Origin of the sequence: Pseudomonas sp. BP01 (assembly GCF_022760795.1) — a bacterium.
Classification (GTDB): Bacteria; Pseudomonadota; Gammaproteobacteria; order Pseudomonadales; family Pseudomonadaceae; genus Aquipseudomonas; species Aquipseudomonas putida_Q.
The window spans coordinates 29325-53445 of the sequence record NZ_JAFBKA010000037.1; the positions used below are offsets into that span (position 1 = coordinate 29325).

The 24121-nt window shown below is 63.4% G+C and carries 23 protein-coding genes and 1 tRNA gene; 14 read left to right on the forward strand and 10 right to left on the reverse strand.

All coding sequences use genetic code 11. The features are described 5' to 3' along the window. Positions 1–122: 122 nt before the first annotated feature. From JOY50_RS24750 to JOY50_RS24760, 3 genes are all read left to right on the forward strand, one after another. On the forward strand, positions 123–908 hold the full coding sequence (locus tag JOY50_RS24750) for an energy transducer TonB (protein WP_132846715.1): 786 nt from the start codon (positions 123–125) through the stop codon (positions 906–908). Next, entirely contained in the window at positions 905–1360 is a 456-nt protein-coding gene (gene rimI, locus JOY50_RS24755; protein WP_016484839.1) for a ribosomal protein S18-alanine N-acetyltransferase, read from the forward strand. The genes JOY50_RS24750 and rimI overlap by 4 nt, the downstream gene beginning before the upstream one ends. A gap of 65 nt (positions 1361–1425) precedes the next feature. Further along, positions 1426–2001, forward strand: a complete 576-nt coding sequence (locus JOY50_RS24760) for a D-Ala-D-Ala carboxypeptidase family metallohydrolase (protein WP_243056013.1) — start codon at positions 1426–1428, stop codon at positions 1999–2001. Here the strand turns inward: JOY50_RS24760 and JOY50_RS24765 are convergent. Then, on the reverse strand, positions 1941–2858 hold the full coding sequence (locus JOY50_RS24765; RefSeq protein ID WP_138765965.1) for a LysR substrate-binding domain-containing protein: 918 nt from the start codon (positions 2856–2858) through the stop codon (positions 1941–1943). The two genes, JOY50_RS24760 and JOY50_RS24765, sit on opposite strands and share 61 nt — an antisense overlap. Before the next feature lie 246 nt (positions 2859–3104). On the opposite strand from JOY50_RS24765, the gene JOY50_RS24770 reads away from it, so the two are divergent. After that, positions 3105–3719 (forward strand): LysE family translocator, encoded by a 615-nt coding sequence (locus JOY50_RS24770; RefSeq protein WP_132846711.1) that lies wholly within the window; start codon positions 3105–3107, stop codon positions 3717–3719. A 107-nt stretch (positions 3720–3826) separates the two neighbouring features. Here JOY50_RS24770 and JOY50_RS24775 read toward each other — a convergent pair. Beyond that, positions 3827–3903, reverse strand: a tRNA-Met gene (locus tag JOY50_RS24775). Positions 3904–3998: 95 nt separating this feature from the next. Next, the gene (locus JOY50_RS24780; RefSeq protein ID WP_132846728.1) at positions 3999–4919 is read right to left on the reverse strand and encodes a FecR domain-containing protein; all 921 of its coding nucleotides are present in this window, start codon (positions 4917–4919) and stop codon (positions 3999–4001) included. Positions 4920–5109: 190 nt separating this feature from the next. Between JOY50_RS24780 and JOY50_RS24785 the strand changes: the two genes are divergently transcribed. After that, a complete protein-coding gene (locus JOY50_RS24785) occupies positions 5110–6324 on the forward strand; it encodes an MFS transporter (RefSeq protein WP_243056014.1) in 1215 nt (404 codons plus the stop codon). 418 nt (positions 6325–6742) lie between these two features. Further along, complete coding sequence (locus JOY50_RS24790; protein ID WP_132846710.1) at positions 6743–7900, forward strand: MFS transporter; 1158 nt, start codon at positions 6743–6745, stop codon at positions 7898–7900. An 8-nt stretch (positions 7901–7908) separates the two neighbouring features. Here JOY50_RS24790 and JOY50_RS24795 read toward each other — a convergent pair whose 3' ends face one another. Next, complete coding sequence (locus JOY50_RS24795) at positions 7909–8859, reverse strand: FecR domain-containing protein (protein ID WP_243056015.1); 951 nt, start codon at positions 8857–8859, stop codon at positions 7909–7911. Then, entirely contained in the window at positions 8846–9361 is a 516-nt protein-coding gene (locus tag JOY50_RS24800; protein WP_019471006.1) for a sigma-70 family RNA polymerase sigma factor, read from the reverse strand. Before JOY50_RS24800 ends, JOY50_RS24795 begins: the two co-directional genes overlap by 14 nt. A 171-nt stretch (positions 9362–9532) precedes the next feature. On the opposite strand from JOY50_RS24800, the gene JOY50_RS24805 reads away from it, so the two are divergent. From JOY50_RS24805 to JOY50_RS24815, 3 genes are all read left to right on the forward strand, one after another. Then, a complete protein-coding gene (locus JOY50_RS24805; RefSeq protein WP_138737759.1) occupies positions 9533–10159 on the forward strand; it encodes a DNA-3-methyladenine glycosylase in 627 nt (208 codons plus the stop codon). A gap of 183 nt (positions 10160–10342) precedes the next feature. Then, a complete protein-coding gene (gene ada / locus JOY50_RS24810) occupies positions 10343–11395 on the forward strand; it encodes a bifunctional DNA-binding transcriptional regulator/O6-methylguanine-DNA methyltransferase Ada (protein ID WP_243056016.1) in 1053 nt (350 codons plus the stop codon). Positions 11396–11451: 56 nt separating this feature from the next. Further along, positions 11452–13863 carry a DUF3772 domain-containing protein gene (locus JOY50_RS24815; RefSeq protein ID WP_243056017.1) on the forward strand — a complete coding sequence of 804 codons (2412 nt, stop codon included), beginning with the start codon at positions 11452–11454 and terminating at the stop codon, positions 13861–13863. Positions 13864–13891: 28 nt separating this feature from the next. Here JOY50_RS24815 and JOY50_RS24820 read toward each other — a convergent pair whose 3' ends face one another. The 5 genes from JOY50_RS24820 to JOY50_RS24840 form a co-directional block, all read right to left on the reverse strand. Next, complete coding sequence (locus JOY50_RS24820) at positions 13892–15109, reverse strand: DUF3422 domain-containing protein (RefSeq protein ID WP_132846705.1); 1218 nt, start codon at positions 15107–15109, stop codon at positions 13892–13894. A 215-nt stretch (positions 15110–15324) separates the two neighbouring features. Next, complete coding sequence (locus JOY50_RS24825) at positions 15325–16755, reverse strand: aldehyde dehydrogenase family protein (protein ID WP_132846704.1); 1431 nt, start codon at positions 16753–16755, stop codon at positions 15325–15327. 13 nt (positions 16756–16768) lie between these two features. Then, the gene (locus tag JOY50_RS24830) at positions 16769–18268 is read right to left on the reverse strand and encodes a cytosine permease (protein WP_243056018.1); all 1500 of its coding nucleotides are present in this window, start codon (positions 18266–18268) and stop codon (positions 16769–16771) included. Positions 18269–18361: 93 nt separating this feature from the next. Further along, positions 18362–18751, reverse strand: coding sequence for a nuclear transport factor 2 family protein (locus JOY50_RS24835; RefSeq protein WP_243056019.1), 390 nt, complete (start codon positions 18749–18751; stop codon positions 18362–18364). Positions 18752–18776: 25 nt separating this feature from the next. Further along, entirely contained in the window at positions 18777–18944 is a 168-nt protein-coding gene (locus JOY50_RS24840; protein WP_165931665.1) for a hypothetical protein, read from the reverse strand. Between the two features lie 37 nt (positions 18945–18981). Here JOY50_RS24840 and JOY50_RS24845 point away from each other — a divergent pair, with 37 nt between their 5' ends. From JOY50_RS24845 to JOY50_RS24865, 5 genes are all read left to right on the forward strand, one after another. Beyond that, positions 18982–19971 carry a Fic family protein gene (locus JOY50_RS24845; RefSeq protein ID WP_138737763.1) on the forward strand — a complete coding sequence of 330 codons (990 nt, stop codon included), beginning with the start codon at positions 18982–18984 and terminating at the stop codon, positions 19969–19971. A 248-nt stretch (positions 19972–20219) separates the two neighbouring features. Continuing rightward, complete coding sequence (ycaC, locus tag JOY50_RS24850) at positions 20220–20840, forward strand: isochorismate family cysteine hydrolase YcaC (protein WP_016484856.1); 621 nt, start codon at positions 20220–20222, stop codon at positions 20838–20840. A gap of 93 nt (positions 20841–20933) precedes the next feature. Beyond that, positions 20934–21752, forward strand: coding sequence for a polyphosphate kinase 2 (gene ppk2 / locus JOY50_RS24855; RefSeq protein WP_132846700.1), 819 nt, complete (start codon positions 20934–20936; stop codon positions 21750–21752). Positions 21753–21788: 36 nt separating this feature from the next. Continuing rightward, positions 21789–22985, forward strand: a complete 1197-nt coding sequence (locus JOY50_RS24860; RefSeq protein ID WP_132846699.1) for a monovalent cation:proton antiporter-2 (CPA2) family protein — start codon at positions 21789–21791, stop codon at positions 22983–22985. Positions 22986–23023: 38 nt separating this feature from the next. Further along, the gene (locus JOY50_RS24865; RefSeq protein WP_019470995.1) at positions 23024–24121 is read left to right on the forward strand and encodes an AI-2E family transporter; all 1098 of its coding nucleotides are present in this window, start codon (positions 23024–23026) and stop codon (positions 24119–24121) included.

Genomic DNA, 24121 nt, shown 5'->3' on the forward strand with positions numbered 1-24121 from the left:
TTTTTGTGGTGGTGTGGAGATCGCGCGCCGCCCGCGCGGCGCTCGGTCTGATAGGCGCTGCAAAACCCAAGGCGTACACGTTAGAATGCCCAACTGTCTTGAGCCCCTCGGATATCCGCCCCTTGCTGACCGAACCGCGTCGCCGCGCCTACCTTTCTGCCATGCAAGTGGTGCACTGGCTGCCGCGCGCCGAACTGCCGTTCGCCGCACCGTCGCGCCCCGAGCTGCTATTGCCGGTGGCGCCGGTCGAGGACATCGACTTCGAAGTCAGGCCGGCACCGGCTGCAAACGAAACGCCCGCCAGCCCCCAGGCCCGCTCCGGTGAGCGGCCGAAAATCGAGATCCCGCGCCCGGGTAGTGCGCCCAAGCCTGCCGCCAAGCCCGTCGAGGCCGAGGAGCAGCCCGCACCGCCACGGCCGGCCCCGGTGCCTCCACCGCGCTTCTCGCTGCAGTTGCTGCGCGCTGGCAGCTGCCTGCTGCTGGTCGAACTGACCACCGGCCAGCCGTTTCAGAGCCGCGACCCGTCCTACCTGCTGCTCAAGGACATGCTGCGCGCCGCCGGCCTGCCTGACGCCCCGCAGATCATCGGCGAACCGGTGCGCTGGCCGTTGCTGGTACGCGGCAACATGGACCAGGGCCCCGAAGCCGCGCGCGACTTCGTCCAGGGCTTTGTCCAGGCGCGCCTGGAGGACGCCCCGAGTACCTGCCTGTGGCTGATCGGCTTGCCGGCACTGCGCTTTGCCGCCAATGCCGATGCCGAGGCCTATTACCAAACCCTTGAGCTGGGCGGCCTGGGCGTTGCCTGGGCGCTGCCGGGCCTTGAACTGTTGATGGACGAGCCGCAGCGCAAGGCGGACGTCTGGAAAGCCATGCGCCAGCTGATGGCGCGCTGGAAGAGCGTTGAATGAGTGAATCGATCAGTTTCCGCCCGATGACCGAGGCGGATCTGGAAGCCGTACTTAAGATCGAATATGCCGCGTTCAGTCACCCCTGGACCCGCGGGATCTTTCAGGATGCTCTCAAGTCGTACGAAGTCTGGCTGATGTTCGATGGCCAGCAGCAGGTCGGCCATGGTGTGATCAACGTGATCATCGACGAGGCGCACCTGCTCAACATCACCGTCAAACCTGAAAACCAGGGGCGCGGCCTGGGCCTGCGCCTGCTGGAGCACCTGATGGCCCGGGCCTACCAGCTCAATGGCCGCGAATGCTTCCTGGAAGTTCGCGCCAGCAACCAGTCGGCCTATCGTCTGTACGAGCGCTACGGTTTCAACGAAATCGGCCGCCGCCGCGACTATTATCCAATTGCCGGTGGCCGTGAAGACGCCTTGGTGATGGCCTGCACCCTGCTTGAGGATTGACCTGGCATAGTCGGTGCCATCCAGCGCGCAGCTTTCTTTGTTCTCTATGCAGGGATGGATGAAGAATGAAAAAACTGCTTCTGGCGGCAGGCCTGCTGATAGCGGGCACTGCCCACGCCGACCAACGCGACCTGTGGATGTTCGCCCAGTGGGCCGGCGACCATCAAACCCGTCCCTTTCGTGAAATGCTGGTGGATGCCCGTCTTTACGGTGTAGTGCCTATCCACCAACTGCTGCGTTCGGCCTCTGACTGGAAGCTGTGCCACGCCTCTCCCTTCGCCGTGCCGCCTGCCAGCAACTGGCCGGCTGTACGCTCGACCCTTTCGCTGATCAAGACGCTCGACGACCAAGGGATCCTGCGCCAGTTCGAGGTGGTTTCGGCCTATCGCGACCCACGTCTCAATAGGTGTGCAGGCGGTGCTGCCAACAGTGCCCATACCCGCGCCTTCGCCGTCGATATCCTGCTGCCGGCCTGGGCCGACCCTAACCCGCTGTGCCGTTTCTGGCAGCAGCATGGCCAGGCGTGGAGCATGGGCCTGGGGCGCTACCCGTCGGGGCGCATCCATCTGGATACCGCTGGCTATCGCACCTGGGGCGGCGATGGCAGCGCGGGGTCGTCGTTCTGCGTCAAACCCAAGTGAGCCAGGCAGCGCTGGCACTCGCCCATTACCCACTCGGCGAAGCGCTGGCGCTTGCCGCTGTCGTCCAGGGGCTGTTGGCTAAGTAGGTGATAAGCCGAGCCATCGCGCACAAAACCGAACGGTGCCTGCAGCTGCCCGCTGTCGAGTTCATCGCGCACCATCAGGGCTGAGGCCATGGCCAGGCCCAGGCCGGCGCTGGCGGCCTGGATCGTCAGGTAGAAGTGTTCGTAGTCGCTGCGTTCGTTGTGCCGCGCCTGCTGGCCGCTGAGGCGCAGCCAGGTGGGCCAGGCAGCGGGGCGGGTGGTGCTGTGCAGCAGGCGTTGGCCGTCGAGCTGGGTGGGGGAGGAGGGGTGGCACACCGGGCCGATCCATTCGTCACAGATTTTCTGGTTAAACAGCTGTTTGTCCCAGTGGAAGTCGTCGCGGCGGATTGCCAGGTCGACACCGCTGCGGGCGAAGTCCAGCGGCCCGCCGGCGGCCACCAGGTGCAGCTGCAGGTCGGGGTGGTCGGCATGGAAGCGGGGCAGGCGCGGGATCAGCCAGCGCATGGCGATGGTCGGCTCGCAGGACAGCACCAGCACATTGTCGCGGGCCTGTTGTTGCAAGCGCTGCACGGCGCCCTCGAGCTGTTCGAAGATCGCCTGGGTGGTGCCTTGCAGGGCACGGCCGGCGGAGGTGAGGAAAATGGCCCGGTTACGGCGCTCGAACAGCGCCACGCCAAGGCTTTCTTCAAGCAGGCGTATTTGGCGGCTGACCGCGCCGTGGGTGACGTGCAAGTGCTCGGCGGCGCGCACGAAGCTCTCGGTCTGGGCGGCGATGTCGAAGTAGCGGAAGGCGTTGAGTGGCGGCAGCTTCATGGCATCCCTTTTTGCCTGCGCCGGCCTCTTCGCGGGCATGCCCGCTCCCACAGGTAATGTGCTTTTTTCCGGTGCGGTGGGATCCCTGTGGGAGCGGGCGTGCCCGCGAAGAGGCCGGCGCAGGCGTTATTATTCTGTGAAAAAAACTATCAGATATGCCTCACTATAAATCGATTTTTCCTGGTTCATAAGCCCTCGATAATCCCCAGGCCTGTGCATTTTCATCGCCTATCGAGAGCCATCAGCATGACCGAAATCATCGCCGTCGCCCTGTTCACCTTGCTCGCCGTCATCAGCCCTGGCGCCGATTTCGCCATGGTCACCCGCAGCAGTTATGCCCAAGGCCGCAGGGCCGGGCTGGCCGCCGCGGTCGGCATCGCGTTGGGGGTGCAGGTGCACGTGCTGTACACGGTGCTGGGCATTGCCGTGATCATCAGCCAGAGCCCGGCGCTGTTCCTGGTCATGAAAGTGCTCGGTGCGGGTTACCTGATCTACCTGGGCTACAAGTCGCTTACCAACACTCAGCGCATCCACCTCGAGGGCGGCAGTCAACCCGCCGGCAGCGTGCTGCACGCCCTGCGCACGGGCTTTCTGACCAATGCCCTGAACCCCAAGACCATGTTGTTCGTTATCAGCGCTTTCACCCAGGTGGTGCAGCCAGGCAGCCCGCTGGCGCTGGATTTTGCCTACGGCGCGTTCATGTCCTTTGCCCATTGGCTGTGGTTTAGCCTGGTGGCGGTGTTTTTCTCAAGTGCGGTATTGCGCAAGGCGATGATCGACAGGCAAGTGCTGGTAGACCGCGTCATCGGGCTGGCGCTGATTGGCCTTGGTCTCGCAGTGGGGGTGACCGGAATACGTTGACGGGCGACTGCGTGCTCCGTGCCATTGTTTGCTCAACCCTAAAGCGTGGGGGCTTTTTCGCAGGCAAAGAAAAAGGGCTTACCTTGCGGTAAGCCCTTCGTCTTGTTTGGTGGCTACACAGGGACTTGAACCCCGGACCCCAGCATTATGAATGCTATGCTCTAACCAACTGAGCTATGTAGCCGATGGCGCGCATTATTCTCTTGAACGGACCCTCTGTCAACACTCATTTCAAAAAAAATTTGCACGCTTTCAAAAACTTAGCGGCCGGGCTTGGTTTCAGTGCACCACAAGCCAGTGCCCGAGCACGCCCTGAAGCTGCAGATGCTGGGCCGCCGCCAGTGATTGCAGGCTTTCGCCAGCCCGGTCGAGGTTGAAATCGCCGCTAACGCGTCGGTGGGCCATCTGTTCATCCATCATCCACACGCGCTGCCCCTGATAGCCGGCAAGGCGCCCCAGCACCTGCCCCAATGGCATGTCGGTGGCTTTCAGGCGGCCGTTGCGCCAGCTGTCTGCGGTTTTCAGGTCAGCCTTCTGCACCGGGTCGATGCGTGTGTCATTGAAGGTGACCCGCTCGCCTGCAGAGACCATGCGCTGTTCACCCCCCTGGGTGACCATGGCCTTGCCACTGAGTACCACAAGTTCATCATGACCGGCATGGCGGGCTACCTGCAGGCGGGTGCCGAACACCTGGATGCGTGCGTTACCAACTTCCACTTCCATGGCCCGACCGTCGAGCACGACGTCCAGGTACACCTGGCCCTGCACCAAGTGCAGCTGGCGAGTGCGGCCGCGCAGGTTGACGTTCATGGCGCTGGCGCTGTCCAGGTTCAAGGTCGTGCCATCCGCCAGGCGTGTGCTGCGCCGCTCGCCCACATCGGTGTGCAGTTCGCTGGCCAGGCGCTGCATCAGCGGCCAGTACAGGTAGGCTGCGGCGCCCAACCCGAGCAGGAACACCAGCGCCATCCATTTGCCCAGGTGGCTGCGACGCACAGTGACCTGCCGTGGGCGAGGGCGGGCGGGTGGTTGCAGCTGTTGCCAGAATGTCTCCAGCTCGGCGTAGGCGTGGGCGTTCTCTTGGACCTGGCACCAGGCTGCGAATGCCTGGCGCTGGGTTTCGTCGCAACCGGGCTGGCGCAACAGCGAAAACCACTCCAGCGCTTCTTGCTGTGGGTCGGGCTGCAGCTGCTTGGCGGGCATCGGGCTCATGGGTTCAGTCTGCTCACGAGAGGGGCCGTTTCGCCCAACGATGACAGGGATTGGATTAAGGATGCTAATTATATTGAGAACCATTTTCAAGTACGTGACGACGGAGGGATAAAAAAGGTAGCTATGTATCTATTTGTTTCCCGATAATCGGATCCCAAACTGCGGACGGAGATTCAGGCACATGGCCACCAGTAGCGCCTCCACGGCGTCCACCAGCGCAGCGGCGAGCCAAGCGACGCCGCTGGTAATGCGCATCATCGGCTTCTGCGCCCTGGCGCACTTGATCAACGACCTGATCCAGTCGGTGCTGCCGGCGATCTACCCGATGCTCAAGGCCAATTACGACCTGAGCTTCGCCCAGATCGGCCTGATTACCCTGACGTTCCAGATCACCGCTTCGCTGCTGCAACCCTGGGTCGGCTTTTTTACTGACCGCCGGCCAACGCCGAACCTCTTGCCGCTGGGCACTTTGTGCACGTTGGTGGGTATCGTGATGCTGGCCTTCGTCGGCAGCTTCCCGATGATTCTGCTGGCCTCGGCGCTGGTGGGGATTGGCTCGTCGACGTTCCACCCGGAAACCTCGCGTATTGCACGCCTGGCCTCGGGCGGGCGCTTCGGCCTGGCCCAATCGACCTTCCAGGTTGGCGGCAACACCGGTTCCGCACTGGGCCCGCTGCTGGCCGCGGCCATCGTCATTCCGTTCGGCCAGAGCCACGTGGCCTGGTTCGGCCTGGCAGGGTTGTTCTTCCTCGGTGTAACCCTGATGCTGCGTAGCTGGTACAAGGAGCACCTCAACCAGGCCAAGGCGCGCAAGGCGGTGCAGGCCACCCATGGCATTTCACGCAATCGGGTGATCGCGGCGCTGATCGTGCTGGGGCTGCTGGTGTTCTCCAAGTACTTCTACATGGCCAGCTTCACCAGCTACTTCACCTTCTACCTGATCGAGAAGTTCGATGTGTCGGTGGCCAGCTCGCAGTTGCACCTGTTCCTGTTCCTGGGTGCAGTGGCGGCGGGCACGTTCTTTGGCGGCCCGATCGGTGACCGCATAGGGCGCAAGGCCGTGATCTGGTTCTCGATCCTGGGGGTAACGCCGTTCACCTTGGCGCTGCCATATGCCGACCTGTTCTGGACCACCGTGCTGAGCGTGGTGATCGGCTTTATCCTGGCCTCGGCGTTTTCCGCGATCGTGGTGTATGCGCAGGAGCTGGTGCCGGGTAGCGTGGGCATGATCGCCGGGATCTTCTTCGGGCTGATGTTCGGCTTTGGCGGCATTGGCGCGGCGCTGCTGGGGTATGTGGCGGACCTGCGCGGTATCGAGTATGTGTACGGGCTATGCTCGTTCCTGCCGTTGTTCGGGTTGCTGGCGGTGTTCTTGCCAAGTACCGGCAAGCGCTGATTATATGGGGCTGCTTTGCAGCCCATCGCCGGCAAGCCAGCTCCCACCTCGGCTGTACATACCTTGAGTCATGTGCAAAACCTGCAGGAGCTGGCTTGCCGGCGATGGCGCGCGCAGCGGCCCCCGACAATTGACTGCCTGATACCCTTCGCCTAGAGTGCCGCCTCTTTTCAACCTTCTACAAAGTAGCCAAAGCAATGCGCCGTAACCCGTCCCTCCCACATGCCCGCCAGCCTGCGCTCCAGGCCCTGCGTCGTGCGTGGCCGAGCGATACGGTGCTCAAGCGTCGCCGCAGCGTGCTGTTTGCCTTCACCTTCTCGCCACACCTCGCCTGAACTGATCTGCGCTTTTGCGTCGCTCGCCGCCCCGGCGTGCGCGCCTGTGTCTGCACGTCTTTCTGGTTTGCAAGGAGTGGTACATGAACATGCGTTTGCTGGCGGGCCTGTTGTTCGCCGTTTCTGTCGTGGGCTTCAGCCTGGGGGCCAGCCTGCCGCTGGTGTCGTTGCGCCTGCATGAGGCCGGGGCCAGTACCCTGGAAATCGGCATCATCTCGGCCATCCCCGCTGCGGGCATGATGCTCTCGGCGTTTCTGGTCGACGCCTGCTGCCGGCACCTCACCCGGCGCACCATCTACCTGCTGAGCTTCAGCCTGTGCACCGTCAGCATCGCCTTGCTCGAATCGGCTTTCGGCTCGATGTGGTTGCTGGCCCTGCTGCGCCTGGGCCTGGGGCTGGGTATGGGCATCGCCATCATCCTCGGCGAGTCGTGGGTCAACGAGCTGTGCCCTGAGCACAATCGCGGCAAGATCATGGCCCTTTATGCCACCAGCTTTACCGGCTTCCAGGTGCTCGGCCCGGCCATGCTCGCGCTGCTGGGCGCCAACAGCCCGTGGATCACCGGTGTGGTCACCGCCTGCTATGGCCTGGCGTTGCTGTGCATCGTGCTGACCGTACCCAATGACCATGTCGAGCATGAAGAAGGCGACAAGAGCTTCGGCCTGGCCGGCTTCTTCCGCGTGGCACCTGCGCTGTGTGTGGCGGTGCTGTTCTTCTCGTTCTTCGATGCCGTGGTGCTGTCGCTGTTGCCGGTGTACGCCTCCAGCCATGGTTTTGCCGTAGGCGTGGCGGCGCTGATGGTGACGGTGGTGTTTGCCGGCGACATGCTGTTCCAGCTGCCGTTGGGCTGGCTGGCCGATCGGGTGGAGCGCACCGGGCTGCACCTGGTGTGCGGGTTGGTGGCGATGTCGATTGGCATCGGCCTGCCGTGGCTGCTGAACATGACCTGGCTGCTGTGGCCGCTGCTGGTGGTGCTGGGCGCGGTTGCGGGGGGCATTTATACCCTGGCGTTGGTGCTGATCGGGCAACGTTTCAAAGGCCAGGATCTGGTCACTGCCAATGCCAGCGTGGGGTTGTTGTGGGGCGTTGGTAGCCTGATCGGCCCGCTGGTGAGTGGTGCGGCGATGGATGTGGCCCCGCATGGCCTGCCCATGGCGCTGGCGCTGATGGCCGGGTTGTTCGTGTGTTTTGCCCGGCAATCGTACCGACGCGCGGGCCGCATGCGCGCCGTGGCGGAATGATGTGCTTTTCAGGCTGCGCCAATGCTTACCCAGTAGCGCGTTTTGTAGTCGACACGTACCGGCAGGCTGCGGGTGAGCAACTGCAGGATCTGACCGGTATTGGCCAACTGATAGGTGCCTGACACCTTCAAGTTCGCCACCTCAGGGGCGCAGCGCAACAGGCCCGGGCGGTAGCGGGCGAGCTCTGCGACAAACTCGCCCAGTGGCATCTGCTGCACGCTGAGCACACCGTCGGTCCAGCCCCAAGGGTCGCTGTGCAGCGCCACCGTGTGGACACTGCCATTGGCCCCAATCTGTACCGTTTCGCCCGAATGCACCTGGCGCGGTGTGGCCGAGGTGGGGAACAGCGTAACTTCACCACGACGCACTGCCAGCAGCAGGCCTTGGTTGTTTTCACGCAGCAGCAACTGGCCGTTGAGGGTGGTCAGCGTGCCGATGCGGGTGTCGATGTAGAACGGACGGGTATCGTTGGGGTTGCTGTCCAGGCTGACCTCGCCGCGTACCAGTTCCAACTGGCGTTGCTCGGCGCTGTAATGCAGGTCGATGGCGCTGGCAGTGTTGAGCTGTACATGGCTGCCATCGCTGACTTGCCACTGGCGCCGTTCACCCGTGGCGGTGCTGCTGTCGGCCAGCAGTTGCGGCAGGCCCAGAGGTTCGCGCGTGGCCCAGCCCAGGCTGCCGCCCACGGCCAGCAGGCTCAGTAACTTGAGGTGGTCACGGCGGCTGCTGCGCTGGCGCTGGCTGCCGTCCAGGGTGCGCCGGCTCAGGTCCTTGGGCAGCCCGGCCAGTTCGTCGCCGAGTTGGCTGACCCGTTGCCAGGCCAGCGGGTTGTGCGGGTGGCTGGCCAGCCAGTGCTGGAATTGCTGCTCGGTACGTGCGCTGGGGCGGTCGAAGCGCAGCTTCACCAGCCAGTCGATGGCCTGGTCGACCTGCGCCTGCGCCGGCTCATGCATCGGCATAACGTAACCGGTAGCAGACGCCCAGGGCTTTGGCCAGGTCGCGTTCGACGGTGGCCCGCGACACTTCCAGCTGCTGAGCAATCTGCACGATGCTCAAGCCATCCAGTTGAGCCAGCAGAAACGCCTGGCGAACACGCGGCTTGAGCTGGTGCAGGGCACGGTCGAGGCGGCCCAGGGCATCGAGAATGACCAGGCGGTGCTCTTCGCTGGGTACCTCGGCTTCGGGTAGGTGGGCCAGGCTTTGCTGGTAGGCGTGTTCCAGTGCGCGACGGCGGAACTGGTCGATCATCAGGCCACGGGCGATGCTGCTGAGATAGGCGCGTGGCTCTTTCAGTGGTGAAGCCTGGCGGGCCCGCAACAGCCGCACGAAGGTATCCTGGGCCAGGTCGGCGGCATGCTCGCTGCAACCTACCCGGTTGCGCAACCAGCCGCGCAGCCAGCTGTGGTGGGCCTGGTAGAGCAGAGCGACCTCGGTCGGCTTGAGCGTGTCGTTGATCTGCATCGTAGCGAAGGCCCGGCCCTGTGAACTGTGCGATTGTGAATAGTTCTCAATTCTATGCGGGGAACGCGGCGCAGGGCAATGGTATGCCAGGAATTCGCCGCGCAAGAACCGGCGTTTACCCGATGAACGGCTGAGCTAAGCTGGGCCTGCACTCAACCTGTTGGAGGCGTCATGATTCTGGCCGACCTTTCGCCCGAGGCCTACTGCGAGGCCACTGAATACCTGGCAGCACTCGACCCGGACTGGTCGCGGCACATTGCTGCAATCGGCCCTTGCCTGCACCAGGCCACGCCGGGGCGTGAGCCCTACGAGGCATTGGTGCGGGCCATCGCCTACCAGCAACTGCATGCCCGGGCTGCCGAAGCGATCCTTGGCCGGTTGCTGGCATTGTTCCCGGAGGTTGCGTTCCCGACGCCACAGCAGCTATTGACGGTCAGCCCGGAAACCCTGCGCGCCTGTGGGTTCTCGGCAAGCAAGATGGCCACGGTGCAAGGCATTGCCCAGGCACGGCTGGAAGGCCTGGTGCCGACGCGGGAAGAGGCATTGGCCATGGCCGACGAAGCACTGATCGAACGCTTGGTAGCCTTGCGCGGGGTAGGGCGATGGACGGTGGAGATGCTGCTGATCTATAGCCTGGAGCGTTCAGACATTCTGCCAGTAGATGATTTTGGCGTGCGCGAGGGTTACCGACGGCTGAAGGGGCTGGACAAGGCGCCGACACCTGCGCAGATGCGCTCGCTGGGCGGCGGCTGGCGGCCGTTTCGAACCGTGGCGGCCTGGTACCTGTGGCGGGCCTGAGGTTTTTGCATCGCCTGTACTGGCCCTTTCGCGGGTAAACCCGCTCCCACAGGTACCTCTGCCGGGTTCGAGCCTTGCGCAGTCCCAGGACTGCCCAATGCTCGAGCCTTGTGCAGTCCCTGTGGGAGCGGGTTTACCCGCGAAAGGGCCGGTACAGGCGACAACTTATCTGGATGCTAACCCATGAATCTCTACACCACCCCCGACCAACGCTGGCAAGCCGTGGAATCCCGGGACTCCACCGCCACAGGGCACTTTGTCTACGCCGTCCGCACCACCGGCGTCTACTGCCACCCCGGCTGCAAATCACGCATGGCCAAGCGCACCAATGTCGAGTTCTACGACACCCCCGCTGCTGCCGAAGCCGCAGGCTACCGTGCCTGCAAGCGTTGTATCAGCAAGCCCAGCACCACCCGCCACAGCCAACTGGTCACCCGCGCCTGCCGCCTGATCGAAACCAGCGACCCTGCGCCCAGCCTCGACCAGCTCAGTGCGCTACTGGCCGTCAGCCCCTTCCACCTGCACCGCCTGTTCAAGGCCGAAACCGGCGTTACCCCCAAGGCCTATGCCACCGCCTTCCGTGCCCGGCGCCTGCGGGAGCACCTGGAAGATGGCCAGCGTTCAGTCACCGACGCCATCTACGATGCCGGCTTCAACTCCAACAGCCGCTTCTACGAAAGCGCCAATCAGCGCCTGGGCATGCGCCCCCGCCAGTACCGCGGCGGTGGCGCAGGGGCCACCATCCACTTTGCCCTCGGCCAGTGTTCGCTGGGGGCGATCCTGGTGGCCCAGAGCGAGAAGGGCATTTGCGCGATTCTGCTGGGCGACGACCCCGAGGCCCTGTTGCACGACCTGCAGGACCAGTTCCCCAAGGCCCGCCTGATCGGCGGCGATAGCGCCTACGAACAGTTGGTCGCCGAAGTGGTGGGCTTTGTCGAAGCGCCGGCGCTGGGCCTGGCGTTGCCCCTGGATGTGCAAGGTACGGCGTTTCAGGAGCGGGTGTGGCAGGCGTTGCGCGAGGTGCCGGCCGGCAGCCGGGTCAGCTACACCGACATTGCCGAACGTATCGGTGCGCCCAAAGCGGTGCGCGCAGTGGCCATGGCCTGTGCGGCCAACCACATCGCCGTGGCCATCCCCTGCCATAGGGTGGTGCGTCGGGACGGCGACATCAGCGGCTACCGTTGGGGTGTCGAGCGCAAACAGCAACTGCTCAAGCGAGAGACGGCACTCTCCTGATTGCCTGAAGCCGCGTAGAATCCACCGCCAAATCGAGTTGTAAAGAGGATACTTCGATGAGGCGTGTCAGCCTTGCCCGTTATTGCCCAGGCCTGATGGTCCTGCTGGCCCTGATGCTGGCCATTGCCAGCCCGGCCTGGTCGGCGCCGGCCACGCCATTGTCCAATCTGGCGGCTGCCGAAGCGCCAGCGCTGGATGAAAACGCCAGCATCGAACAGCTGAGCGACCGGCTGGACCTGATCCGCCAGGGCGTCACCAGCGAGGCCAACGACGACTTGCTGTCGCAGTTGCGCCTGGCGGCGATGCAGGTTCAGCGCCAGGCTGATGCATTGAGTGCACAGCGCACCGCCGACATAGAAAAGCTTGAGGACAAGCTCAAGGTCATCGGCCCGGTGCAGCCGGACGAGGCCGCCACCCTGACCCAGCAGCGCAAAGCGCTGGAGGCCGAGAAAAAAGCGCTGGTAGCCCAGCAGGACCAGGCCACCAAGCTGAATCAGTCGGCCCGCGACCTTTCCACGCAAATCGTCAACCTGCGCCGTAGCCAGTTCAACTCGCAAATTACCAGCCGTGCGGCCTCGCCACTGACCCCGGCGTTCTGGCAGAGCATCATTCGCCCCACCCAGGACGACGTGGCGCGTCTGCGTGACCTGCGCGGCGAGGCGGCCGATGCCATCGGCAGTGCCTTCAGCGCTGAAAACCGCTGGCTGTTCATTACCAGCCTGGTGGCGGCGATTCTGGTCTGGACCTTGGTGCGGCGCGTGCTCGAGCGTTTGCTGGCCAGTGCCATGGTCGGCTGGTTGCCCGAAGGCCGCTTGCGCCGCAGCGCCTTGGCCCTGGGCGTCAGCCTGGCAACCCTGGGTACCATTGCCGGTTCTGTATCGCTGCTGCGCTGGGGGCTGGAGAGCAGTGCCGATCTAGGTTCTGATATCGCCAGCCTCACCAACCACATTCTCACCCTGGTGGTGTTCAGCGCCTTCATTACCGGCCTGGGCCGCGCCATGCTGATGCTGCAGCGTCCGTCCTGGCGCCTGCCGTCGATCCATGACGAAGTGGCCAGTGCGCTCGGTTGGTTCCCCAAGGTACTGGCCTTGGCGCTGATGGTGATGATGACCCTGGAGCGCATCAACAGCGTCATCGGCGCCAGTCTGGCGCTGACCGTGGCGGTCAATGGCCTCACCGCGCTGGTCGTGGCATTCATCTTTGCCGGCGCGCTGCTGCGTTATCGCCGAACCTTGCGCAAGCATGACCTGGAGCGCCCCACGGGCCTCGCCGGGCTTATCCCGTTCGTGATGGTCATCTGGCTGACGCTGATCTTGCTGGCTCTGCTCGCCGGCTACCTGACGCTCGCCTACTTCCTCACCGCCAAATTGCTATGGGTCAGCCTGGTGGTCACCTGTGCGTACCTGCTGACCACCTTCTTCGGTGACCTGTGCGAAACCTTGCTGTCGCCACGTCAGCCAGGTGGTTTGGCGCTGGCCTCCACCTTGGGCCTGGCGCCTCGCCACCAGGCGCAGGCCAGCACCATCCTGGCCGGCATCGGCCGTACCATCGTGCTGTTCCTGGCACTATTGCTGACGCTGATGCCGTCGGGGACCAGCCCCAGCGAGCTGCTGATGAGCCTGGGCGACTGGGACGGCACCGGCGGCAAGCTGCTTGGCAACCTCAACATCGTGCCGCAGGACATCCTGCTGGCCCTGGCGATTTTCTTCGGCGGCCTGTTCGCCATTCGCGTGGTCAAGCGCTGGCTGAGTGATCGCCTGCTGCCGGAAACCGACATGGACGCCGGCATGCGCGCCTCGCTGGTGACCCTGGTGGGTTACCTGGGCTTCCTGTTCCTGGCCATGCTGGTCATGTCGACCCTGCGCATCAACCTCACCAGCCTCACCTGGGTAGTCAGTGCGCTGTCGGTGGGTATCGGTTTTGGCTTGCAGCAGATCGTGCAAAACTTCATCTCCGGCCTGATCCTGCTCACCGAGCGCCCCGTCAAGGTGGGCGACTGGGTCAGCCTGGCGGGTGTCGAGGGTGATATCCGCCGCATCAATGTGCGGGCCACCGAAATCCAGATGTCCGACCGCTCGACGGTGATCGTGCCCAATTCGCAGTTCATTTCGCAGAACGTGCGCAACGTGACCATGGGCAATGCGCTGGGCGTGGTCGGCATTACCCTGACCCTGCCACTGGAGACCGATGCCAACCGGTTACGCGAGTTGCTGCTGGCGGCGTACCACGAGCATGAGGCCATTCTGGAGGCGCCCGCCACCTCGGTTTCGTTCAAGGACCTGACTACCAGTGGCATGGTGATTGGCGTCAGTGGTTACGTGGCGGGGCCGCGGCAGGTATCAGGTACCCGCAGCGACCTGCTGTTCACCATTCTTGGTCGCCTGCGTGATGAAGGCATTCCGCTGTCTTCGCCGCAGAGCATGGTGCTGGTGCAAGAGGGTACGCGCCCCGCTGACGAGTCGGTGTAAAGAGCGGGGGCGCGTAGCGCCCCCGAATTCAATGCTGCTTGGCCTGCTTGATCCGCAGCAGAATCACCAACAACACCAGCAGCACCGGCGGCGCCATGGCCAGCAATCCATCGCGCGCCGTCAGCCCCAACCCCAGCACATTCAGCCCGCCATACAGCAGCTTGAACAAATTCAGCAGGTAGTAGGTGATGGCAATGATCGACAGCCCCTCTACCGCCCGCTGGATCTTCACCTGGGCATCAGCGCGGGCATTGAGGCTGCGCAGGATTTCGGCGTTCTGTTCTTCCATCTCTACCTGCACCCGCGCCTGCAACAGGTCGCCCAGGTTTGCCACGTTCTTCGCCAGTTGCTCCAGCCGCTGCTCGGTAGCCGCGCAATAGCGCACAGTCGGTTTGAACCGACGCTCGATGAACACCCCCAGACGCTGGCAGTCGCCTACATGGCTTTCGCGCAGCTCGCCCAAGCGTTCGAACACCAGTTGCGCATAGGCCTGTGTGGCGCCGAAGCGGTGGCGGGTCTTTACCGTGTGGCTGACCACCAGGCGTGACAAGTGGGCAATGGCGTCCAGCAGCCCTTTGGAGTCATGGCCGTCCCCCCCGGCACTACGCTCCGAGAGGCTGACCAAAGTCTTGTCGAAAGTGTCCAGTTCGTGGCTCAGGGCCTTGGCCGTGGCCAGGGTCAGCGAGGCCATCATGCGGTAGGTCTCGATTTCGAGCAGGCGGCGGATCATGCGGCCCTGCCGATAGGCATTGAGGCGGCGATTGATGAACAGGAAGCGGTTGGTGCCATCTTCTGTCAGGCGGAAATCGCTCCACACCACCGCATCGCCCCCGCCAACGCACGAGCCGCACGGGTCTTTGAAACCATAGCGAGGCAGGTCCAGCCCCTGTTCGTCACGCACCAGCACCTGCACTGCATTGATCACCTGCGCCGCCTGCGGGGCGATGGCTTCGGCCAACACGTGGGGCAGGGGCTGCCATTCGGTGTCTGCGGCAGCGCACGGCACTACCAGTGTCAGGGTGAAGAACTCGGTGTGCCGTTCCCACTTGAACGGGTGGCCATCCAGGCGGGTGATGCCTTGCGCGGCAGCGGTGTCCAGGGCATCCGGGCAGCAGCGTTGCAGCAGCGCTGCACAGGCAGCATCACCGCCGAGCAAGGCCAGGTGGAAGACATGCGCCGGGCCGTCGAAGTACAGCGACGGGCGGGCGTGCAGTTCGTTGTGCAAGGCGGTGCGTTGAGGGTGCATGGGTGGTCCGGCCTGGTGTTGTGATTGTTGGGGTACCAGGAAGTGGGACTTTGCAGCGGGCGGGGAAAGTCACGTGGGGCGGAGTTTTGTTCCACCTGTGCCGGCCTCTTCGCGGGCACGCCCGGTCCCACAGGGGAGCACCCAGCTTGAGGTATATGCGGTCGAGGTGGGAGCTGGCTTGCCTGCGAAAGGGCCGCAAAGCGGCCCCTGATAATTCAGCCCAAACACCGGGTCACATGCTTGACCGATTGGTAGGCGGACAAGCCCCAAGGCCCCAGCTCGCGGCCGATGCCACTACCCTTGGTACCGCCCCACGAGGTTTCGACGAACACCGCCTGCACCGAGTTGATCCACACATGGCCAACCTCCAGCGCATCGGCCACGCGCTCAGCGCGCGCCAGGTCGGCAGAGCAAACCGTCGCGACCAGCCCGAAGCGGCTGTCGTTGGCCTCGGCAATCGCCTGTTCCTCACTGGCAAACCGGCGTGCGCACAGCACCGGGCCAAAGATTTCCTCGGTCCACAGGCGGCTATGTTTCGGCACATCGGTATACAGCGTAGGGCTGACGAACCAGCCGTCGCGGTCCAACGCCTTGCCACCGGCCAGGCACTGCAAGCCTTCTTCCCGCGCCGTGGCAAAGTAGCCGGCCACCTTCAGCCACTGCGCCTGGCTGGTCAGCGGGCCCATGTCGACCTCTTCGGTCAGCGGATTGCCAACCCGCAGGTTGTCCAGTGCCGCCTGCAAGCGTGGCAGCAGCGCATCGGCAATACCGTCCTGCACCAGCAGCCGCGAAGTGGCCGAACACATCTGCCCCGCGTTCCAGCTGATGCCGGCGACAATCCACTCTACTGCCTGATCGACATCGCAATCGTCAAACACCACGATGGCCGACTTGCCGCCCAGCTCCAGCGTCACCGGCCGGCACTGTGCCGACGCGCTGCGCATTACCTGGCTGCCGACGCTGTTGCTGCCGGTGAACGACAGTTTGTCCAGGCCGTTGTGGTTGCTCAGTGCGGCGCCAGTCTCGGCCTTTCCGTTGACGATGTTCAGCACCCCGGCCGGCAGGCCCAGGGCGTCGGCGATCTGGCCGTAGGCCTGTTCGATCAGCGGGGTGACTTCCGATGGTTTGAGCACCACGGTGCAGCCGGCAGCCAGCGCCGGGGCTAGCTTCCAGGCGCTGGTCACCAGCGGGAAGTTCCACGGCACGATCAGGCCGACCACACCCACCGGCTCAAGGCGAGTGCGCGCGGTGAAGCCTGGGGCGGCCAGTGGCACGTCGCGATTCTTCGCAGGCAGTTGCTCGGCCAGCTCGGCGTAGTAGCCGAAGGTGGCGATGGCGTCGTCCAGGTCGATCTCGGCTTCGTGTCGCGGCTTGCCGTTGTTGCGCATTTGCAAGGTGATCAACGCTTCGCGGCGTTGCCCGAGCTGTTCGGCGAAGCCGCGCAGGTAGGCCGCGCGTTCGCTCGCGCTGGTAGTTTTCCAGGCGGGCAGGGCGCTGCGGGCAGCGGTTACGGCCTGGTCGACCTGGGCCACGCTGGCAGCCATGAACTCTGCGAACGGTTGCCCTAGCGCAGGGTCGTTGACGCTGATGCAGTCGCTGCCTTGGCCTTCGACCCAGCGGCCGGCGATGTAGTGGGAATTGGTCATGGTCGGTTTCCAGTCAGGCCATTTCGGCAGTGGTCACAGGCGTGTGCGCGGTGCTTTTGCAACGCACCCAACGCGGGCCCCGGGGGCCATACACGCCAGCAGGTTCAGGGAATAGGTTGAGCAGTACCAGGTACAACAGGCCGGCCAGCCCCAGGGTGACCGGCAGGCTCAGGTCGATGCCGCCAGCCAGGTCACCCAGCGGGCCGACGAACTGCCCCGGCAGGTTGACGAAACACAGGCCGACCGCCGCGCTGGGGAGCCACGCCCCCATGCCGCGCCAGTTCCAGCCATGCAGGAACCAGTAATGGCCGCCACGCTGGCCGCGGGTGAATACCTGCAGGTCATCGGCGTGGTAGAAGCCGCGGCGAGTGATCAGGCCGAGGATCATGATCACCATCCACGGGCTGGTGCAGGTGATGATGAGTACCGCAAAGGTCGACACGCTCTGCACCAGGTTGAAGGTGAAACGGCCGACGAAGATGAAGCCGATCGCCAGCACACCGATCAGCAGCGTGGCGCCGGCGCGGCTGAGCAGGCGCGGGAACACGCTGGACATGTCCAGGCCGGTGCCATATAGCGCAGTGGTGCCGGTGGACATGCCGCCGATCACCGCAATCAGGCACACCGGCAGGAAGAACCAGCTTGGCGCCACCGCCAGCAGGCCACCCACATAGTTGTTGGCGGCGATGTAGTCCGGTGCCTGGGTCGCTACCAAGGTGGCGGTGCACAGGCCGAACAGGAACGGAATCAGCGTTGCGCCCTGGGCGGCAATTACCGCCAGCATGATGCGCGCCTTGGGCGTTTCACGCGGGATATAGCGCGACCAGTCGCCCAGGAAGGCGCCGAACGACACCGGGTTGCTCATGGCCAGGATCGCTGCGCCGACGAACGCCGCCCAGAATCCCGCCTGGCCGTGGTTGACGCTACCTGCGTAGCCGGCATCGAACGGCCCGGCAAAGGCAACGATGCCCAGCAGGAACAGCAGGCTTGAAGCCCACACGGCAATCTTGTTGACCCACAGCATGAAGCGGAAGCCGAAGATGCACACCACCAGTACCAGCACCGCGAACAGGCCATAGGCCAGGCCCAGGGTGAGGTCGGTTTCCGGCAGGCCGGCCAGGCGCTTGGCGCCGCCGACCAGGGCATCGCCCGAGCTCCACACCGACAGCGAGAAGAACGCCACCGCCGTGAGCAGCGACAGGAACGAGCCGACGATACGCCCGTGCACGCCGAAGTGTGCGCCCGACGACACGGCGTTGTTGGTGCCGTTAAGCGCGCCGAACAACCCCATCGGCGCAAGAATCAGCGCGCCCACGCCAACGCCAAGCAGAATGGCCCACACGCCCGCCTGGAACGACAGGCCGAACAGCACGGGGAAGCTGCCCAGCACGGCGGTGGCGAAGGTATTGGCACCGCCGAAAATCAGGCGAAACAGGTCCAGCGGGGAGGCGTCGCGTTGATCGTCGGGGATCTGTTCGACGCCGTTGGTCTCGATACCGGTCGAGTGGCTCATGGTGATGCTCCAGCGCGGTTGTTGTGGGCCTGCGCGTGCGCGGGCCTTCTTGTGGGTGCGATGGCAGGGCGGCAGGGCCGCGTAAAAAGGTGATCAGGCCGGCGAGACGACCGACAGGTGCTCGTGGCAGGCCAGCCACTGGTCACCCTGGCGGCGGAAGACAATGGTCTCGCGCTCGCTCAACTGGTGTTCTTCGCCGGCGATGCGGATATGCGTGGCCACATCGTGCATGAAGATCGCTACGTCACCTTGCAGGCTCACCTGGGCATTGCCCGACTCGCAGGCAAGCACGGCAAAACCTTCGGCCTGCCACTGCGCCCAGAGGTCTTCGTAGGCGCGGCGCGACAGCAGCGATTGCGGCAAGGTGTGGAAGAGGAACGTGGCGTCTTCGCTGAAACAGGTGAAATAGCGGGCGGTGTCGTTGCTGGCAAACGCCGCAACGAGGTCGGCGGCGGCTTGGCGCACCTGAAGGGTCTGGTCCACGGGAGTGGCCTCACGGTTTTTGTGATTATGGTGAAGCGATTCTGGTGGTGGTTGAAGAGGGGACAAATCGCTGGAGGCAAATAATCAGTTCAGGAATTTGTGAAGTGATGGCAATGCTTCCTTTACCCTCGCGTAACGTGTCGATTAAGGTGTCTGCAGCTGTGGCATCCAGCATTTGGACGATCTCTTCCATGGCCGGCGTCGTTCACCACCCCTTCAGGTTGCAGGCAATGAGCAATTACCAACCACCGCTGACGGTGACCCCCCGGATTCTGGCTCTGGTTGCCGAAGTCAGTGAGCAAGTGGGGTTATTGACTGCCTATCGCAATGCAGCGCTTACGCCGCAACTTCGGCGAGGGAACCGGATTCGTACCATTCAGGCATCGCTTGCCATTGAAAACAACACCCTGAGCGTCGAGCAGGTAACCGCGCTGCTGGATGGCAAGCGTGTTCTAGGTCTGCCGCGTGAAATTCAGGAGGTCCGCAATGCATTTGCTACCTACGATGCGATGCCTGACTGGCGTGCCGAGTCCTGGAGCGACCTGCTTGCCGCGCATGGGATGCTGATGCATGGCCTGATAGACGACGCTGGGCGTTACCGGCGCGGTGGTGTGGGCATTTATCGGGGTTCTCGCCTGTTACATATGGCACCACCGGCCAGCCGGGTGGCGACACTGGTGCACGATTTATTGGATTGGCTCTCGAACAACGATTGGCATCCGCTGATTACCAGCTGTGTATTCCACTACGAATTCGAATTCATCCACCCGTTTGCTGACGGCAACGGGCGCATGGGACGGCTATGGCAAACCCTGCTGCTTAGCCGGTGGCGACCAGCGATGGCCTACCTGCCGGTCGAAACCGTTATCCGTGAGCAGCAGGACGCTTACTACGCAGCGCTGGCTGCGGCTGACCAGGCTGCTGAAGCTACCCCGTTTGTCGAGTACATGCTTGAAGCGTTGCTAAGTGCGCTTGTAGAAGCCAAAGAGAGCGACCAAGTAACCGACCAAGTAACCGACCAAGTAGCGAATCTTCTCAAGGTGCTGCCCGCTGGTGTTGCTTTGAAGACAAGTGATCTCATGCATCAGCTGGGTCTCTCGCACCGTGCCACATTCCGTAAGAGTTATTTGCACCCGGCCTTGGCTGCTGGCTTGATCGAAATGACAGATCCCGATTCACCTCGCAGTCCCAAGCAGCAGTATCGTCGGGTTGCCAAGTAGGCTACGTCCCGCTCCCATTGAGATCTGCCTCAGTTATCCAACTGTCATCTCACAGCAGCGAATGTTCAGCCACATTTCTGCCATCTCCCCGTGCCTGATGCCCAAGGAAGATACTGTACCTTGTGGGAGCTGGCTTGCCGGCGATGAGGCCGGTACAGGCAACAACAAGCGAACCGACTGACGGTCTGTCCCACCCTTGATCCTTGCCTACGCTGATACTCCCAACCCGCTGAAGCAAGGAGTTCACCGTGACCTTCCAATACAAGCGTCTGGACAAGAACAACGCCGCCGTCCTGCTGGTCGACCACCAGGCCGGTCTGCTCTCGCTGGTAAGGGACATCGACCCCGACCGTTTCAAGAACAACGTACTGGCGCTGGCCGACCTGGCCAAGTACTTCAAGCTGCCGACCATTCTCACCACCAGCTTCGAGACCGGCCCCAACGGCCCGCTGGTGCCGGAGCTGAAAGAGCAGTTCCCTGACGCCCCCTACATCGCACGCCCCGGCAACATCAACGCCTGGGACAACGAAGATTTCGTCAAAGCGGTAAAAGCCACTGGCAAGAAGCAGCTGCTGATCGCTGGTGTGGTCACCGAGGTGTGCGTGGCCTTCCCGGCCTTGTCGGCGCTGGAGGAGGGCTTTGAGGTGTTCGTCGTCACCGACGCCTCTGGCACCTTCAACGAACTGACCCGTGATTCGGCCTGGCGGCGCATGGAGGCGGCCGGGGCGCAGCTGATGACCTGGTTCGGCGTGGCCTGCGAGCTGCACCGGGACTGGCGTAACGACGTCGAGGGGTTGGGTACCCTGTTCTCCAACCATATCCCGGACTACCGCAACCTGATGACCAGTTACAACAAGCTGGCCAAATAGTACCTCTTCGGGGCTGCACGCAGCCCCGCATCGAAGCGGCAAACCGTCATGAATCGACCATACTGACTCTTCATTCGCCTTCAGGAGAAAGTCATGTCGAAGCCGTCCAGGAAGAAATCCCCCCAGGAACAGCCAGAAAAACTGGGCGGCAAGGCGTACGAGAAAGCGCTCAAGCACCTCCATGTGGAGCTGGTGAAGTTGCAGGAGTGGGTGGTGGCCAAGGGGTTGAAGGTATGTATTGTCTTCGAAGGCCGTGATGGCGCGGGCAAGGGTGGCACCATCAAGGCCATTACCGAGCGGGTCAGCCCGCGGGTTTTTCGCGTAGTGGCGCTGCCGGCACCGACGGAACGGGAAAAAACCCAGATGTACCTGCAGCGCTATCTGGGGCATTTGCCCGCAGCGGGCGAGGTGGTGATCTTCGATCGCAGCTGGTACAACCGTGCAGGCGTCGAGCGGGTAATGGGCTTTTGCTCCGACGAACTCGTCGACAAGTTCCTCACCGGTGTGCCCGTGTTCGAAAAGGTCATGGTCGAGTCGGGGATCATCCTCATCAAGTACTGGCTCGAGGTCAGCGCCGAGGAGCAGACCCTCCGCCTGCAGGATCGCATCAACGATGGCCGCAAGCTGTGGAAGCTTTCGCCCATGGACCTCAAGTCGTATACCCGCTGGGATGACTACACCCAGGCGCGTGACGACATGTTCGCCGCGTCGGATACCGCCTGGGCGCCTTGGTTCATGGCCCATTCCAACGATAAACGTCGCGCCCGCCTGAACATCATCAGCCATTTGCTCAGCCGGATTCCGTACAAGGACATCACCCGTGACCAGGTGGTGAAGCTGCCCAAGCGCGGCAAGATCGGCAAGTACAAGGCTGTGGCCTACCCGTTCAAGGTCGTTGAAGAACGCTTCTGAACCCCTCCCTGCGGGGAGCTGCGAGGGTAAGAGCTCATGCCACATGACGGCAGCCTGTTGCAGGCGACGGTGGTGTTCCTGCTGGCCGTGGTGCTTCTGGTGCCACTGGCGCAGCGTTTGCGGATGGGCGCTGTGCCTGGGTATCTGCTGGCCGGCATGCTCATCGGCCCCTCGGTGCTCGGCCTGCTGAACAACCCCGATAACGTGGCGCGTCTTTCAGAGATGGGCGTGGTAATGCTGCTGTTCGTCATTGGCCTGGAGCTATCGCCCCGGCGCTTGTGGACCATGCGCCGGGCGCTGTTCGGTGTGGGTACGCTGCAAGTGGGGCTGAGCGCCGTGTTGCTTGGGCTACTGGCCTATTGGCTGTTCGACCAGTCGCGTCCGGCCGCCATCGTGCTGGGCGTGGGCCTGGCGCTGTCTTCCACCGCGTTTGGCCTACAGGTACTGGCTGAGCGCAAGGACCTGGGCAAGCCGCACGGCCGCCTGGCTGTGGCCATCCTGTTGTTCCAGGACATCGCAGCCATTCCTTTGATTGCCGTGGTGCCGCTGCTCGGTGGCAATGTCAGCACCGCCGACGAAGGGGCCTGGCCGTTGCTGGCTGTGGCTGCGGGCATTGGTGTGCTGATTATCTTTGGTCGCTATCTGTTGACCCCGGTGTTCAAGTGGACGGTGGGTTCTGGCCTGCCCGAGCTGTCGACCGCCACGGCCTTGCTGGTGGTGCTGGGCACTGCCTGGTTGATGGAGCACGTGGGCGTATCGATGGCGCTAGGGGCATTTCTGGCCGGCGTGCTGATGGCCGAGTCGCCGTTTCGTCACGAACTGGAAACCCAGGTCGAACCGATCAAGGGCTTGCTGCTGGGGCTGTTTTTCGTGGGCGTGGGGATGAGCGCCGACCTGCACCTGCTGTTGGGCATGCCGCTGGCGGTGTTGGGGCTGACGCTGCTGCTGGTGGGTATCAAGCTGCCGTTGCTGTATGGCCTGGGGCGCATGGCCGGAGGCCTCAACCCATCCCAGGCGCTGTGCCTGGGCGTGGTGCTGGCCTCTGGGGGCGAGTTTGCCTTCGTGGTGTTCAAGCTGGCGCGGGACCATCAGGTGTTGTCGCCACAGGTGCATGACTTGCTGGTACTGGCCATCACCCTGTCGATGGCCGTGGTGCCGTTGGTGATGATGGCTTTGGCGCGGCGGCTGCGCGACGTCCCCCCCGCGCAGGCAACCCCGGAAACGGACCCCTGAATCGAGACACACGCGAACTGAATGTTCGGAGGTGCAGCATGCAACCGGGTATCAAGCTGGACAGTGCGCTGTCGCGGGGCTTGCTCGATGTGTTGATCAAGGCTGGCCTGGTGGCTGCCTTGGTGATATTCGCGTTCGAGGTGTTCCAGCCGTTCCTTGAGCTGATGCTGTGGGCGGTGATCCTGGCGGTTACCTTGTACCCGTTGCATTGCCGCCTTCAGCGCCGTACCGGGCTCAAGCATGGCTATGCGGCAACGCTGGTGGTGCTACTGGTATTGGTGGTGCTGCTGGTGCCGATCTACCTGGTGGTAATGTCCATCGGCGAGTCGGTGGACAGCCTGGTGACGTTGCTCAAGAGCGGGGCCTGGAGCGTGCCGACGCCACCTGAGTCTGTGGCCGCCTGGCCACTGATCGGGCCAAAGGTGCATGCGCTATGGTTGGCGGCCTCCGAAAACATGGCCAGCGTACTGAATCAGTGGATGCCGCAAATCAAGGGTGCCGGGCTTACGGTGTTAGGCGCTGCGGCCAGCGCCGGTGCGGCCTTTTTTCTGTTCATCGGTGCGATCATCATTTCCGGAGTCATCATGGCCTTCGGTGACCGCGGTGAAGTCGCCGCGCAGCGTATCGCCATGCGGGTATCGGGCGAAGAGCGCGGCAAACCTTTGGCCAAGTTGTGTACCGCCACCATTCGCGCGGTGGCGCAGGGCGTGATCGGCATCGCCTTCATCCAGATGCTGCTGATCGGGGTTGGCTTTGTGATCAAAGGTGTGCCCGGGGCCGGCATGCTGGCCATCGTCATCCTCATGCTGGGCATTGCCCAGGCACCCGCCACCCTGGTCACGCTGCCGGTGATCATCTACGTGTTCAACGTCGAAGGCTTCACTGTGGCCACCATCATCTTTGCCATCTACACCTTTGTCGCCGGGCTGGCCGACAACGTGCTCAAACCACTGCTGCTGGGGCGCGGGGTGGACGTACCGATGCCGGTGGTGCTGATTGGAGCACTGGGTGGCATGGTGGTCAAAGGCATCATTGGCTTGTTCATCGGCCCGGTGATCCTTGGTGTGACCTACGTGTTGTTCTGGCAATGGGTAGCGCTGCAGGTGCCGGAGCAACCGGCACCCCCTGCTGCTTGA